The organism is Clostridium sp. CM027 (assembly GCF_024730565.1).
Taxonomy (GTDB): Bacteria; Bacillota; Clostridia; order Clostridiales; family Clostridiaceae; genus Clostridium_AD; species Clostridium_AD estertheticum_B.
The window spans coordinates 238,586-252,878 of the sequence record NZ_CP077725.1 but is presented as its reverse complement, the minus strand read 5'-3'; the positions used below and the strand labels follow the sequence as shown (position 1 = coordinate 252,878).

Here is a 14,293-nt window from a genome sequence, read left to right as displayed (position 1 = left end):
TAGTCGTAATATTAAACAAATAAAACTTCTATATGCTTATGTTTTCTCATGGAAAGAATTTTATTACACTTATTTAATAATAATTAATTTTTTTTAAATAAGTTTCAACATATTATTTAAAATGTTTGTAGAATTCTCCACAGCAATATCTTTAAATTCATCATACTCCATATGAGCCCCATTACTTGCATTGTCCGATATCGATCTAATAACAATAAATGGAATCTCATTTAAAAAGCACACCTGAGCAATACTTGCTCCTTCCATTTCACAAGCCAAACATTCAAATTCAGAATTAAGCCAATTTATTTTAGAAGCTTCTGCAATAAATTGATCTCCTGATACAATTCTTCCAGTAAAATACTTATGTCCTTTTATATCCTTACATGCTTCTTTCGCATATTGAATTAGTGTCTTATCACATTTGAAATCAAAAGTATCTAATCTTGGAATCTGTCCCTTTTTTTCACCGAATGCAGACACATCCATATCATGTTGTACTAAATTTTCACCTATTACAACATCCCCCGGATATATATTATCGACAGTCCCACCTGCAATACCAACATTTATAATATAATCCACATTAAAATCATCAATTAATATTTGAGTACACACCGCAGCATTTACTTTGCCAATACCACTAGTAACTATAACTACATTTTTACTATGTATAACACCAAGCCTAAATTCCATTCCGGCCTTCACATCTTTTCTTTTAAAATCCATATCCCTAACTAAAAATTCAACTTCTTCTTTCATTGCTCCGATAATACCTATATTCATTTTTCTATTCCTCCTTAAAATATCTAGTGTAGTACACGCTACACTCATTCGATTTAGCAGTTTTGTTACATAAAAAATCTCACCCAGTGAGTGAGATTTCTATGTTTTACCCTTTTGCAAAAAAGGTTTTTATTTCTTCTATATCATTGCTATTAAACTCTTTTTCGTCAATGTTTTTGAGTGTTACATCAGAATATTTTAACGAAACATCTGTTTCACTATCGCTTATATTATCATTATTTTCATAAACTTCATTACCCAAATTGTAATTTCTAAAATAGTCATTTTCTAAGCCTTCAAACATCTCAAATTGACAATTCATAAAATTTCTAAATTTCGTTCTAAACTTTGCAAATTCTTGCTTAGTTATTTCATATTCATCATTTATCTTAAGTACATCATTATGAGCCTTATCTATCAATCTTTGAGAAGAGTCATTTGCATTTTTAATAACCAATTCCGCTTCCTTTTGAGCGCAAAACTTTGCTTGTTCTGCTGCATTTTGAGCTAATACTAATGTATTTTGAATTGTAGATTCTATTTTAACATGATGCTCTAATTTTTCTTCTAAAAAGTTCTTTTTTTCTTTTAAAGTTGAATTCTCTTTATACATAATTTCATATTCTTCAGATACCTTATCTAAAAATTCATCGACTTCATCAGCATTATATCCCCTTAAGCCTTTTTTAAACTCTTTATTGTTAATATCCATAGATGTTATTCTCATCTTGCTCCCCCTCAACTAAATATATTGCTTTATTGCAACTTTTAAACGATCCTTTTGAGTGACTCCTCTAATATCTGCAATTTTTAGCTTTCCATATCCCCTAATTGTTAAAGTATCATTGCTTTTGATAACCTTATCTTTTTTTAAACACTGAAAGTAATTCACTAATATTTTACCTGAAGATATTAGTGCAACTGAATTATTTCTTGAAATATTACATATAGCTGAAACCATACTATCAAGGCGAAGTGACGTAGATATAATGATTTTTTCTTGGAATTTTCTCTCTGGAAGGCCCTGTAATTTATAATCATATTCACTAACTTCACATGGACAATTTCCTATATTATTCAAACTATTAATTATGTAATTACTAATGTCACTAGTAACTGGTGCATAACATATTGCATCTTGAATTATTAAGTCACCTAGTTTTTCTCGATTAATTCCTAGAGACATTATTGCACCTAAATAATCCTTATGCTCTAATTTGTTAAATTTGGATTTGTTGATTATTTTCAATAAATCTATAGGATATTCTTCAGGTTCTCCGCCAACTGAAAATGATAACATTCTCCTGTCAGCCTCTTTAAATATACCATTAGTGAATGCTTTTGTTTTATACTTTTCGCATATAGCGGAAGTTTGATTCCATATAGCTGGAGTTATAAAATCATTAGTAAATATGATTTTATTTGTCTTTTCAGCTATTTGCATTTTATTAAATATATTAGAAATTAAATTTTTATCATCACAATCTATACTATTAAGAAATTCCTTTTTTCCCATTTAAATCCTACCTTACTAAATTATTCACAGTATAATATACACAATTTTTCTTAAAATCATCAAAATAATAAGTGCAATTATTGGTGAAAAATCTACCATTGTATTACTAAAATATTTCTCTTGAACTTTTCTACCTGGCTCTAATAGAGGTCCTGTGATTTTATGTAATAATTCTATATATTGGTTTGACCTCCCCCTATAAACCCAAGACAAACCCACTTCTATGATAATTGCATACTCTAACACATTAAAAATCATTCCAATTAATCTATACAAGTTTTATAACCTCCTGAACTTCTCAAATGGTAACAACAATTATTCATTGCTCCCCTTAAAATGTTTTCATTTTATTTATTCCAATTAAAAATTCCTTTTGAGCTTAGTTCATTTTTCAATGCATTATCAACTTCTACATTAGAAGGAGACATTATATACACTCCTTTTTCTACTTGCTGAAGCTCACCACTTAAAGCGTAGCATACTCCTCCAACAAAATCTAATAATCTTTGACCAGTTTTAGCTTCTAATCCATTAGTGTTAACTACTACGATTTTTCTAGCTTTTAAATTATCGCTTATGGTAGTTGCTTCATCAAAATCATCTGGTTTTATGATAACTACTTTTGTAGATGTCGAGGTATGAATATTTACTACCTTACTTTGCTTTTTGTTTGCATTCATCAATGATTCAATATCCACATTTTCCTCTTCATTCTCCATTTCTTGAACTTCATCCTCTTCTTCCTCTGCCATACCTAAAAACCCCATAACCTTATTCATTACTTTACTTGACATTTTTATACCTCCAGTTTCTTGTAATCTCGTTTACCAAATATTTTCTCCCCAAGTCTTATCATATTAGCGCCTTGTTCTAACGCAATTTGAAAATCTTTACTCATACCTAATGATAGGATTTCCATGGAAACATTTTTATATTTAAAAGCTTTTAAATCATCAAATATAGTTTTCATCTGGGTAAAGTATCCTCTAGAACTTTCATCGTTACCGATAGGAATTGTAGCCATTAGTCCTTTAATTTTCACATTTTTACATTCTTCACACACTTTTATTATAGAACTTACTTCTTCAACAGCTATACCTGTCTTTGCAGCTTCTTTTCCTATATTAATCTGAATTAAAACCCTGGCAATTTCATTTTTAGAAGCATAACGCTTTTCAATTTCTTGCAATAAATGTACGCTATCTAAAGAATGAATAAGATAAACTTTTCCAACTATATATTTCACCTTATTTGTCTGTAAATGTCCTATAAAGTGCCATCTAGCATCAATGTCTAAGCTATCATATTTTCCAATTAATTCTTGTACTTTATTCTCTCCAAAATCTCTAGCCCCAGATGTGTATGCTTCTTTTATTTCATCAATTTGTCTAGTCTTAGAAACGCATATTAGTGTTACATTTTCTGGAATCTCGCTTTTTATTTTGTTATAAGCTTCCCCAATAGTCAACTATCCGTCCCCTCCTTAATAATCTTTCTGACATAAAACAATTATTAATTGTCATCTCCTATTTCTACTTATTTCTTCATTAAACATAAAATTCCTTCATTTTTTTATAAATTAATATTATTTTTAATTATACCAATTTATTTTTTTGTGGGATTCATATAATTATATTTAAAATAGCCCGTATATGCCGCTATTTCTACATTATCCGTCTTAAGAATATTAACTTTAACATTTCTAGTCTTCAATAATGTCATATAGGTTTGGTCTAGCGTTAAATAATTATACAACACATCTTTATTCCCTATGGCATTGATATAAAATGGGCTTACTATCTTAACCCCATGTAAATTGATATAAGGCCCACCGCAAAATCCATAATTATCATAAATAATCCTTTCTCCATTAACAGAAATTGCTTCTGCCCCTGCATTTTTGAGGTCATTTATCACTTGAATAACATCATTATCATGAATTAACTGATTACTATTAACATAATTATCAGCATCATCTAATATAATTTCAATTCCAGGACCTTCAACATCAGTCTTCCCTAAGAATATATTATTATTACTAACTTCATCTTGAATAACTTTAGTAATTTCAGCTTTTTTTTCATCGCTACTATCATATTTTTCGAGCTTTGAATAAGTTTTATAATATTCTTCTTTTAAATTGCTTAATTCAGAATACAATTTAGTTCTCTCATTGTAGGCTACATCATACTGTTTTACATCTAAAACAGTATTTTTCCCCTCAAATCCGATATTCATAGCAATAAGAAGTCCTAGGATTATTGAAGCAATAAAAACAAAAACGGTAGCTTCATTATTTTTCATTTAATCACCTCATTAATGAGATTTTGTTTTATCTATTAAAAGCCGCCTAATAATCGCAAAATTTTCAAATATTCTTCCGCCAAATACTATAACTGCAGCTAAATAAATTGGAATTCCTAATTTATCGCCTAGATAGACCATCGCTACAGCTAACACTGCATTTCCAAAAAACCCTGATATAAAAATATCGGCTCTAAAATTATGTGAAATTGAACCTCTTAATGCACCAAAAACTGAATCTAAACACGCAAAAATTGCTACAGAAATATACGGAGAAAATCCAACTGGAATATCAACATTCCACACAACTCCTAATATAATTCCTATTAATAACCCTACGAAAGCAACCATTTAATCACCTCTACTTCTTTTCTACTGGTCTTGCATACTCGAATTTATATACTTTGTTATATTTAGAAATCACAACTTTATCTACTGTATTAGTAGTTACATCACACGCACTACTCAAGAATTGTGAGATTGTTCCTGGGAATTTTATAGCGCCTTCTAATCTAGTTTTATCTCCAATTGCTTTAATAGTGACCCTTTTACTATAAGAAATCCTTTCATCATTTATAATAATTGCATTTCCAGCATTTCTTATTCCACTCCGGGTAGTTAACCTAATATCATTAATAGAAATCGCTTCAGCACCTACTGAATTTAACTCATTTACTATATGAGCTAAATCCACATCGTTTATCGCCTGCTGATTTTCAGTGTTACTACCAAAAATGTCACTCTTAGGATCTATATAAACTATAATACCTTGACCTTCTACTTCGATTTGTCCAGTAAGAATTCTTGTTTCTTCCAATTCTTTATATAGTAACTCACTTTTTTCATTATCTCCCATGTTCGTCTTTTCATATTTTGCCGTTTTAGCATCTAAATCATCTATCTTTTTCTGCATAACTTCTTTGCTTATTTTAAGTTGCTCGTTTTCAGTTATAATTTCTGGTGTATTCTTATTGGTATCTACTACTGCTGCTGAATTTTGTTTTCCTATCATTTTAAATTGGTAAGAGATCATAAATCCTAATAATACACATACTATACCAATAGATATTTGGGATCTAAACTTCTTCATAGACTTCCTCCTTGCTACTCTCCGGGGGAGATAAATATTGTTATTTTTTAACCTTTTGTTCTATAAAAACAACTGGATTGCTTTTTGAACTAACATCTACATATCCCTTTGCACTCTTATATTGAGGTTGTGTAATAATATTTATCGACTTATTAAATTTGTTTTTCAAGTCTTCGCTTGTACCAAATTTAATACACATTTCCCCAGCATAAACCTTGATATCCAATACATTGCTTACATCTACCATTGTTATAATATTATTGCCTTTATTCTTTCTATAATCATTAATAATATTTGTTATTTCCACTGCAATATTTATTTTCCTATCATCTTTTGGCGCAATTAAATTGCCCACTTCACACTTTTCAAAATCGAATCCAATTAAATTCACTAAGTTCATATCTTTAACGTTCGACCTTTTTTCAAGCAAAATACCTTTGTTATCTAGAATATAATAAGCGTTGTTTAATTTACCATAAAACACAGCTACTCTTTCCTCTATTTCTATTACAATCTTATTAGGAAGGTCTTTCCTAACTTTTACACCTACTATATACGGATTTTTCATGATTTGTTGCTTGCTATCGTTGAAACTTTCAGAAAAAATATTACCCCCTAAGTGAATACTCGCAGTATCATTGATTTCGACTTTAGAAGCATTCATATTTCCTACAATTTCAATAGTTTTAACGTTAAAATAAGGTAATTTAATACATAATGTAATTAATGTAGATATCATAATTATTACTAGTAACATTAAATACTTTACTTTTTTTTTGCTTTTTCTTCTATGTAATAATTTTTCTTTATTTTTTATAATATAATTTCCTCTTTTAAGATTATTACTCTTTTTTGTCATTCACTTCCTCGCATTCAATAATATATATTTTTTTACAAATTAGCTTATTAAAATACAACACACTAAATTTGTAGATTATACCGAATAACCAAGTTTATTTACATAAATGTGGTCTAAAATTTGTCTCTATTATATAATAACACTTAACTTAATTATTTACATCTCAATTTCAATGTATTTATCAGTATTTAAAAAAAATTAATATTTTGCAATATTAAGCATAGAAAAAGGCATGCACATATGCATGCCTTTTATTCTAATTTTTATTTACAGTTTGCCTTGACACATTTAAAAGTATTCCCATTGCAAACATATTGAAAAGCAGAGCTGAACCTCCATAACTTATAAAAGGCAGCGGCACACCTGTTACTGGCATTGACCCAGTAACTACTGCTATATTAATAATTGCTTGAACAGCTATAACAGATGTAATCCCTATAGCTAAAATAGTACCATACATATCTTTCGCTGTAACTGCTATTTTAATACCACGCCATACAAAAATAATGAATAATAAAATTATAAAACCGCATCCGATTAGCCCTAATTCTTCTCCAATTATTGCGAAAATAAAATCCGTATGTGGTTCCGGTATATATAAACATTTTTGCCTTGATTGTCCAATTCCTGAACCAGTAATCCCTCCTGACCCAAGTGCAAGCAATGATTGAACTAATTGATACCCATTACCTTGACTATCGGCAAAAGGGTCTCTAAAATTCATAACCCTAAGCAATCTATATGGTTCAAGAATTGCTAAAGCACCAACCGCAGCTACCAGCGATGATCCTATAGCAAAAATATGTTGAAATCTTGCCCCTACTGCAAATAGAATGATCATAGTAACTATCATTATAACAGCTGCAATGCTCAAGTTTTTCCCTATCAAAATTAAACCTGCATAAAAGCCCGAAACTAATAGGTATGGAAGTACCCCTTTAACGAATTCTTTGACTTTTTCACCTTTTAAATCTAAGCTTTTAGCCATATATAATACTATAGCATATTTTGCAATTTCGGATGGTTGAAAATTTGCAAATCCCAATGGAATCCATCTTTTAGCTCCATTAATGGCTGGAAAAGCAAATACAGCAAGTAACAATGCTAAAGTAAATAACATAATAATTCCAGTATATTTTTTTATAATATGATAATCACTTTTAACAGCTATAACCATAAAAACACAGCCAATGCATGCCCATATAAATTGCTTTTTAAAAAACAATTCTGGATCGTTAGATTTAAAAGCCGCATAATATGAGCTAGAACTATAAACCATTACCACTCCGATTGCCACAAGAAGCATTATGGTTGCAAATAATACAAAATCTATTTGCCCCATTTTAACCTTGTATTTTTTCATACTATATCCTCCTTACGTCACTAATAGGAAAAGGATAGAAATCCAATTAAACAAAAAATCACTGTTACAATGGAGAATACTGCAACAACCTTAGTTTCGTGCCATCCACTTAATTCAAAATGGTGATGAATTGGAGACATTTTAAATACTCTCTTACCTGTAGCCTTAAATACTGAAACTTGAATAATAACAGATAGAGTCTCTATAACATATACGCCACCTACAATTGCAACTAAAAAAGGTGATTTTAGTATCATACCAACTGCAGCTACTGCGCCACCAAGTGCAAGTGCTCCCATATCTCCCATAAAAATTTGTGCTTTATAAGAATTGTATTTTAAGAACCCTAATAATGCACCCGCAAGCGCAGCACAGAATATCGCAAGAGTCGTATGAAACATCATATTACTAACCAATGCAAAGAATGTCATAACTACTATTGTAACTGAGGTAGCTAGACCATCTAATCCATCTGTTAAATTAACTGCGTTTGTGGTTGCTGCAAAATATACAATAATAAAAGGCACATACCAAACACCCAATTTTATAACTCTATCAGAAAATGGTAACATTATATCCGTTCCTATTTTAAGTGAAGAGTAATAACCAATTAAACCTGATACTACAACCAAAAGTAACATCTTTTGTTTAGATGTAAGTCCTTCATTTTGTTTACGTATTATTTTTAACAAATCATCAATAAGTCCTATTAATCCAAATGCTATAAAACAATACACTGCAATCCTAGCTTCAGCGCTTGTATGTCTAACAAGGATTAACATTGTAATTATTGTAGAAATCATAAATATTATGCCACCCATAGTAGGTGTCCCTGCTTTTTTCAGATGACTTTTAGGTCCTTCTGCTCTTATATTTTGACCAAATTTAAGCTTATGTAACATAGGGATTATTAATGGCCCTAGTATAATTGATAGGAAAAATGCAATTAAAACCGAATAAATAATTAAGCTCATTTTTCTATCACCTCTTTAGCATTTATATTCGTATGTGAATCTAGATTCACAAACGAATGTAAATTCGTTAGTTTGCTAACTATGCTCTCAAATTTCATATATCTTGAAGCTTTAACTAAAACAACATCATTTTGATTGATCATTCCATCCAAAAAGGAAACTACCTCATTATAGGTTTGAAAACTTCTATATTTATCTATATCGTTAAATCCTTCTTTATATGCTTCGTTAAACTCACCTAAAGTAATTAATAAATCAATATTTTTACGTTTTGCATATTCTCCGACTTGTTTATGTGCCTGCGTGGCACTATTTCCGAGTTCCCTCATAGTACCAAGAATCGCAATTTTATAATTCCCACTAATATTGCAAAGCACATCAATTGCGGCCATCATTGAATCTGGGCTAGCATTATAGCAGTCATTAATTATAGTAAACTTTTTACCTTTTGTTATATCTAAACGCATAGACGTAGCTTCTAACTTTTTAAACCCTTGAGCAATTTCATTATAACTCATGTCCATTGCCCTTGCACAAGCTACTGCTAGCATTGAATTTAGTATATTATGCCGTCCTGGTATATTCACCTCAATAATATTATCTATTAAATTTTTCTTGTCCATTATGCGAAATGTTATTTTATTTTCTTCTACATTTAAATCGCATGCTTTTAAATCAGCTTCAGAATCAATTCCTGTTCTTATAAGTCTATAATTTGCCGTGTTCACATCTTCTAATAAATCATTATCTGAATTTACAATTAAAATACTGTCTTTACTAAAAAAATCTGTTATCTCCATTTTAGCTTTTAATATATTTTCTCTAGTTTTAAGATTTTCAATGTGAGACATTCCAATGTTAGTAATAATAGCAATACTCGGTTTTGAAGTCTCACATAAGTTATGAATTTCTCCAAAATCACTCATACCCATTTCGAGGACTGCAACATCATAACTTTTATCTAACTTAAATATCATCATAGGTAACCCTATTTCATTATTAAAATTGCCCAAAGTTTTAAAAACTTTGAATTTTGCGCCAAGAACTGCTGCAACCAAATCCTTTGTGGACGTTTTGCCTGTAGATCCGGTAATTCCTACTACTTTTAAATCTAGCTTATTTATATAAAATTTTGCAAGATTAAGTAGTGCTTTTCTAGTATCCACCACCTTAATTACAGCTGTTTTCTTATTAAGCAGCGCTTTATCAAACTTCATTTCATCAATTATGCAAATTGAAGCTCCTTTTTTGCTAGCCTCAACGATAAAATCATTAGCATTAAAATTTTCACCCTTTAATGCGATAAAAATATCCGTCTCTTTTATAGTTCTTGTATCTATGCAAACATTATTATATAATGTTTTCTCGCCTTGATGCAAGGCGCTTTCACCTTTAACTACTATTTTACCCCCAGTTGCCTCTAATATCTCGTCAAAACTAATATATTCCATCTAAAATAGCTCCTTTATTATCTCTGAGACAACTTCTCGCTCATCAAAATGTATAGTTTTTTCTTTCAAAACTTGATAGTCTTCATGCCCTTTTCCTGCGATAACAATTATATCACCGCATCTTGCAATTTCAATTGCTCGTTTTATAGCCGCGCGCCTATTCTCTATAATTTCGAAATTATGTTTTTCAATACCGGATGCTACATCATTAATTATTTGCATAGGATCTTCAGTTCTTGGATTATCTGAAGTTATTAATGAAAAATCGCTTAGCTGAGTTCCAATTTTGCCCATTATAGCTCTTTTGGCTTTATCTCTATCTCCACCACAACCAAAAACGCTTATAAGTTTACCCTTTGTAAATTCCCTGACAGTTTTTAGTATATTTTCTAATGCATCTGGCGTATGTGCATAATCTAAAATTATTTCAAATCCCAACTTATGGTTATTGTAAGCAAGTTCACAACGCCCAGGCACTTGAATCTTTTGTAGAGCTAGTTTAATTTTAGCTAGGTCCACTCCCTGATTTAAGCAAACTGCTATAGACCCAAGCGCATTATATATATTGTAATTTCCTGGTATACTCAATTCTATTTCAAAAGAGTTTCCTTTGTACTCTAATGTAAATTCACTTCCCCTTGAATGCATTTTTATATCACTTGCCATAATATCTGCATTGCCATTTAATCCATAGCTTAATTTGCTACTTTTAATTAAACTATAGACTTTTGCTCCATATATATCATCAATGTTAATTACAGCGCTTTTACTTAACTCAAATAACTTTAATTTTGCATTAAAATAATTTTCAAAGGTTTTATGGAAATCTAAATGATCCTGAGTTAAATTTGTAAAAATACTTTCGCAAAACTCTATTCCATATACTCTATCTAAACTTAAAGAGTGCGAAGACACCTCCATAACACAATAATCCACACCCGACTCCACCATTTCCTTGAAAAGTTCATGTAATTCAAGTGATTCAGGAGTAGTCCTCTCTGTATGAATTTTCTTTTCTCCAATATAATTTGCTATAGTTCCAATAAGTCCAACTTTGTACCCTTGCTGTTCCAAAATAGCTTTAATCATAAAAGCTGAAGTTGTTTTTCCATTAGTACCTGTAACTCCTATCATTTTCATGTTACGACTTGGATTTTCATAGTAATTAGCTGCACTTATGGCCAATGCTTTTCTGCTATCTTCTACTCTAATCACCACACAGTTTAAATGCTCTTCTATATTTTTCTGGCACACAACAGCAACTGCTCCATTGTTAATTGCATTTTGTATATATTTATGACCATCAAGATTATACCCTTCTACAGCGAAAAACACATCCCCTTCTTTAATTTTTCTTGAATCATATTGAATTCCCTTTATATCAATATCAATGTTACCCTGGATTAAATTGAAATTAATATTCTCCATAATTTTTTCAAAATTCATATTACCACTCCTTTAAATCATCACATAAAATATGCTTAACAAAAAAAATATCTATTCCCCTTTTACATGGCAAATCCGACAGCTCAGAATTGCTGAGTCCTGTCGGTTTTATTTTCATGTGCCTATCACCTAATTATACACTATATTTAATGACATTTCAGAAGTAAAATCACGCTTTTCTAAAAGTAGGTGTTACATACTATAATAAAGTAAAATATTCAGTGGGATATAAATTTACTTCTGAAGTCATTAATATTACAGCATCGAAGATGATGCTTTAACTAATCAGCCGTAATATCTAAATGAATTGTTATCGTAGTTCCTTTTTTCACTTCTTTGCATTCTATGCTTTGCTCTGCGACTATTCCATTACCAACGAATTTAGCTTTTAGTCCAAGACTTCCTAGAAGTGCAGTAGTTTTTTCCGGGCTACTTCCTATTATATTTGGAACCATGACCATATTATTATCTTTTTTTAATTCACCAGTGTGTAAAATAATTTCAGTTCCTTCCTTAACCGTATATCCAGGTTTCGGAGTCATATCAGTAATAACTTCTCCATCTGAACTTAATTTTACCTTTAAATTATTATCTTTCAATGACTTTTCTGCCTCCGACTTCTTAAGGCCCCTTACTTCAGGCACAATAACATCCTTTAATAAGCTTTTTGAAGTTTCCTCCTTTGAAGCATCAGATTTAAATGATAAATAATTAAAAACATCATTAAAAACTTGCTTTCCAACTACTGTTGCAATCTGACCACCATAATACCAAGAGGGGTCTGGTTCATCAATATTAATTAATAAGGTTATCTGAGGATCATTTGCAGGCGCCATTCCTGCAAATGATGATACATATTTTCCTGGTGCATAGCCAGCTCCTGTAGTATTAATTTTTTGAGCTGTCCCTGTCTTTCCGGCAATATGGTATCCTGCAATAAATGCCTTTTTACCACCACCATTTTCTACAACCTGCTCAAGGTAAGATCGAAGCTGCTTTGCAACTCCTTCATCCATTATTTTTCTTTCATTATAATTTGAATATTTTTGCAGAACTTTTTTATTATTTAAATCATCATAATTTACTATCTCTTTCATAACATGAGGCGTTATAAGTTTTCCCCCATTTGCAATAGCGTTAAAGCCCTTCATATACTGTATACAAGATAAGGTATTCCCTTGCCCAAAGGATGTTACTGCTACATCAAGAGCAGTCATATCTTTAGCTTTTCTAATTATTCCGAGTGCTTCTCCATTTAAATCAATACCAGTTTTTTTACCAAATCCAAATAATTCAATGTATTTATTTAGTTTTTCTGGACCAAGTCTTCTACCAAGTTCCATAAATCCAACATTACAAGAGTTTTTTAATATATCCACAAAATTTTGAGATCCATGCCCTGTGGTTTTCCAACACTTTACTGCTTTACCTAAAACTACAGTGCTACCAGTACAGTTAAATTTATCATCTTCCTTAACTAGCCCTTCTTCCATAGCCCCTGTAGCCGTAAACACTTTAAAAATAGACCCCGGCTCGAACGTATCACTTACTGCTCTATTTCTCCATGCCTTTTGATTTTCATCAAAATTTTTAGTAAGGTCCCAAGGGTCATTAGGATTATAATCTGGTTTATTAACCATCCCCAATATTTCTCCATTTTTAGGATTCATTGCAATTATACTAACTGCTTTCGCTTTATTGTCAATCATAGCCTGCGAAGCTGCTTTCTCACAAAAATATTGAATCATCTCATCAATAGTAAGTACTACATCTTTACCCTCTATAGGCTTTGTATAATCTGAGATTGTATAAGGCAATTCTTCACTTTTTCTATCGGTTTCTGAAATTTTTATTCCAGGTATACCTGATAGATATTTATTGTAATACAATTCAACACCTGTAAGTCCATTGCCATCAGAATTCGTATGCCCTACAACATTTGCTAAGAAATTCCCATTGGGATAATATCTTTTTGTATCTCCAGTAATAACAATTCCTCGAAGCTTTTGATTTTTCGAAAAATCATTAATTTTATCAGCTGTAGCTTTATCTATTCTTCTCTTTAAAATCGCTGCTCCAATAGGTTTCCCCTTTGAATTAGTCTTAGTCAAAACAGGTAAAACTTCACTAGATTCCATTCCAAGTATTTTAGCGATTTCTGGTGCAATATCGTTCATACTTAGCTTGTTTTTTTTAGTAGTTTCACGTAGCGAATTAAGATCTAAATCCACTCTAAATACATTTGCACTTATAGCTAAATCTTCTCCATTTCTGTCTAAGATCCTTCCCCTCTTTGGTGCAATCCGAACGTCACTTGTCCACTGCAAAATTGCTTTTTCTTTATATTCCTTCCCTTTAGCTATCATTACGTAGCTCAACCTACTAATTAATAGAAAAAGCAAAAGAAAAAGCATGAAAAAGACAACCAACATTCTACGCTTAACTACTACCTTGTCTCTATACTCTCCTTTTGCCAATTTATGTCCTCCTTGCTAATTCTTCAA

15 protein-coding genes are annotated in these 14,293 nt (G+C 30.9%); all 15 read right to left on the bottom strand.

Annotated elements, in window-relative coordinates; all coding sequences use genetic code 11:
- Positions 1-93: 93 nt before the first annotated feature.
- The 15 genes from KTC92_RS01195 to KTC92_RS01125 all read right to left on the bottom strand — a co-directional run bounded on the left by KTC92_RS01195 (position 94) and on the right by KTC92_RS01125 (position 14,266).
- Positions 94-786, bottom strand: a complete 693-nt coding sequence (locus KTC92_RS01195) for a 5'-methylthioadenosine/adenosylhomocysteine nucleosidase (RefSeq protein WP_165412104.1) — start codon at positions 784-786, stop codon at positions 94-96.
- A gap of 106 nt (positions 787-892) precedes the next feature.
- Entirely contained in the window at positions 893-1,513 is a 621-nt protein-coding gene (locus KTC92_RS01190) for a DivIVA domain-containing protein (RefSeq protein ID WP_165412105.1), read from the bottom strand.
- A 15-nt stretch (positions 1,514-1,528) separates the two neighbouring features.
- Positions 1,529-2,302, bottom strand: coding sequence for an RNA-binding protein (locus KTC92_RS01185; protein ID WP_220285931.1), 774 nt, complete (start codon positions 2,300-2,302; stop codon positions 1,529-1,531).
- Positions 2,303-2,326: 24 nt separating this feature from the next.
- The gene (locus KTC92_RS01180) at positions 2,327-2,578 is read right to left on the bottom strand and encodes a YggT family protein (protein WP_258280653.1); all 252 of its coding nucleotides are present in this window, start codon (positions 2,576-2,578) and stop codon (positions 2,327-2,329) included.
- Between the two features lie 71 nt (positions 2,579-2,649).
- Entirely contained in the window at positions 2,650-3,096 is a 447-nt protein-coding gene (locus KTC92_RS01175) for a cell division protein SepF (RefSeq protein ID WP_165412107.1), read from the bottom strand.
- A 2-nt stretch (positions 3,097-3,098) separates the two neighbouring features.
- Positions 3,099-3,770, bottom strand: a complete 672-nt coding sequence (locus KTC92_RS01170) for a YggS family pyridoxal phosphate-dependent enzyme (RefSeq protein WP_220285932.1) — start codon at positions 3,768-3,770, stop codon at positions 3,099-3,101.
- A 137-nt stretch (positions 3,771-3,907) separates the two neighbouring features.
- Positions 3,908-4,606, bottom strand: a complete 699-nt coding sequence (locus tag KTC92_RS01165; protein ID WP_220285933.1) for a DUF881 domain-containing protein — start codon at positions 4,604-4,606, stop codon at positions 3,908-3,910.
- 12 nt (positions 4,607-4,618) lie between these two features.
- Entirely contained in the window at positions 4,619-4,957 is a 339-nt protein-coding gene (locus KTC92_RS01160; RefSeq protein WP_165412109.1) for a small basic family protein, read from the bottom strand.
- Between the two features lie 10 nt (positions 4,958-4,967).
- Positions 4,968-5,696, bottom strand: a complete 729-nt coding sequence (locus tag KTC92_RS01155; RefSeq protein ID WP_216302479.1) for a DUF881 domain-containing protein — start codon at positions 5,694-5,696, stop codon at positions 4,968-4,970.
- Between the two features lie 40 nt (positions 5,697-5,736).
- The gene (locus KTC92_RS01150; RefSeq protein WP_220285934.1) at positions 5,737-6,555 is read right to left on the bottom strand and encodes a cell division protein FtsQ/DivIB; all 819 of its coding nucleotides are present in this window, start codon (positions 6,553-6,555) and stop codon (positions 5,737-5,739) included.
- A 256-nt stretch (positions 6,556-6,811) separates the two neighbouring features.
- Positions 6,812-7,918 carry a stage V sporulation protein E gene (spoVE, locus tag KTC92_RS01145; RefSeq protein WP_220285935.1) on the bottom strand — a complete coding sequence of 369 codons (1,107 nt, stop codon included), beginning with the start codon at positions 7,916-7,918 and terminating at the stop codon, positions 6,812-6,814.
- 20 nt (positions 7,919-7,938) lie between these two features.
- Positions 7,939-8,892, bottom strand: a complete 954-nt coding sequence (gene mraY, locus KTC92_RS01140; RefSeq protein ID WP_220285936.1) for a phospho-N-acetylmuramoyl-pentapeptide-transferase — start codon at positions 8,890-8,892, stop codon at positions 7,939-7,941.
- A complete protein-coding gene (gene murF, locus KTC92_RS01135) occupies positions 8,889-10,343 on the bottom strand; it encodes a UDP-N-acetylmuramoyl-tripeptide--D-alanyl-D-alanine ligase (protein WP_220285937.1) in 1,455 nt (484 codons plus the stop codon). The genes mraY and murF overlap by 4 nt, the downstream gene beginning before the upstream one ends.
- On the bottom strand, positions 10,344-11,789 hold the full coding sequence (locus tag KTC92_RS01130; protein ID WP_216302475.1) for a UDP-N-acetylmuramoyl-L-alanyl-D-glutamate--2,6-diaminopimelate ligase: 1,446 nt from the start codon (positions 11,787-11,789) through the stop codon (positions 10,344-10,346).
- 281 nt (positions 11,790-12,070) lie between these two features.
- On the bottom strand, positions 12,071-14,266 hold the full coding sequence (locus KTC92_RS01125) for a stage V sporulation protein D (RefSeq protein WP_220285938.1): 2,196 nt from the start codon (positions 14,264-14,266) through the stop codon (positions 12,071-12,073).
- Positions 14,267-14,293: the final 27 nt, after the last annotated feature.

What these genes read in the sequence shown, in the direction of transcription:
- KTC92_RS01195 (WP_165412104.1), bottom strand. Translation starts at nt 786, where the DNA reads ATGAATATAGGTATTATCGGAGCAATGAAAGAAGAAGTTGAATTTTTA.
- KTC92_RS01190 (WP_165412105.1), bottom strand. Translation starts at nt 1,513, where the DNA reads ATGAGAATAACATCTATGGATATTAACAATAAAGAGTTTAAAAAAGGC.
- KTC92_RS01185 (WP_220285931.1), bottom strand. Translation starts at nt 2,302, where the DNA reads ATGGGAAAAAAGGAATTTCTTAATAGTATAGATTGTGATGATAAAAAT.
- KTC92_RS01175 (WP_165412107.1), bottom strand. Translation starts at nt 3,096, where the DNA reads ATGTCAAGTAAAGTAATGAATAAGGTTATGGGGTTTTTAGGTATGGCA.
- KTC92_RS01165 (WP_220285933.1), bottom strand. Translation starts at nt 4,606, where the DNA reads ATGAAAAATAATGAAGCTACCGTTTTTGTTTTTATTGCTTCAATAATC.
- KTC92_RS01160 (WP_165412109.1), bottom strand. Translation starts at nt 4,957, where the DNA reads ATGGTTGCTTTCGTAGGGTTATTAATAGGAATTATATTAGGAGTTGTG.
- KTC92_RS01155 (WP_216302479.1), bottom strand. Translation starts at nt 5,696, where the DNA reads ATGAAGAAGTTTAGATCCCAAATATCTATTGGTATAGTATGTGTATTA.
- KTC92_RS01150 (WP_220285934.1), bottom strand. Translation starts at nt 6,555, where the DNA reads ATGACAAAAAAGAGTAATAATCTTAAAAGAGGAAATTATATTATAAAA.
- spoVE (WP_220285935.1), bottom strand. Translation starts at nt 7,918, where the DNA reads ATGAAAAAATACAAGGTTAAAATGGGGCAAATAGATTTTGTATTATTT.
- mraY (WP_220285936.1), bottom strand. Translation starts at nt 8,892, where the DNA reads ATGAGCTTAATTATTTATTCGGTTTTAATTGCATTTTTCCTATCAATT.
- murF (WP_220285937.1), bottom strand. Translation starts at nt 10,343, where the DNA reads ATGGAATATATTAGTTTTGACGAGATATTAGAGGCAACTGGGGGTAAA.
- KTC92_RS01130 (WP_216302475.1), bottom strand. Translation starts at nt 11,789, where the DNA reads ATGAATTTTGAAAAAATTATGGAGAATATTAATTTCAATTTAATCCAG.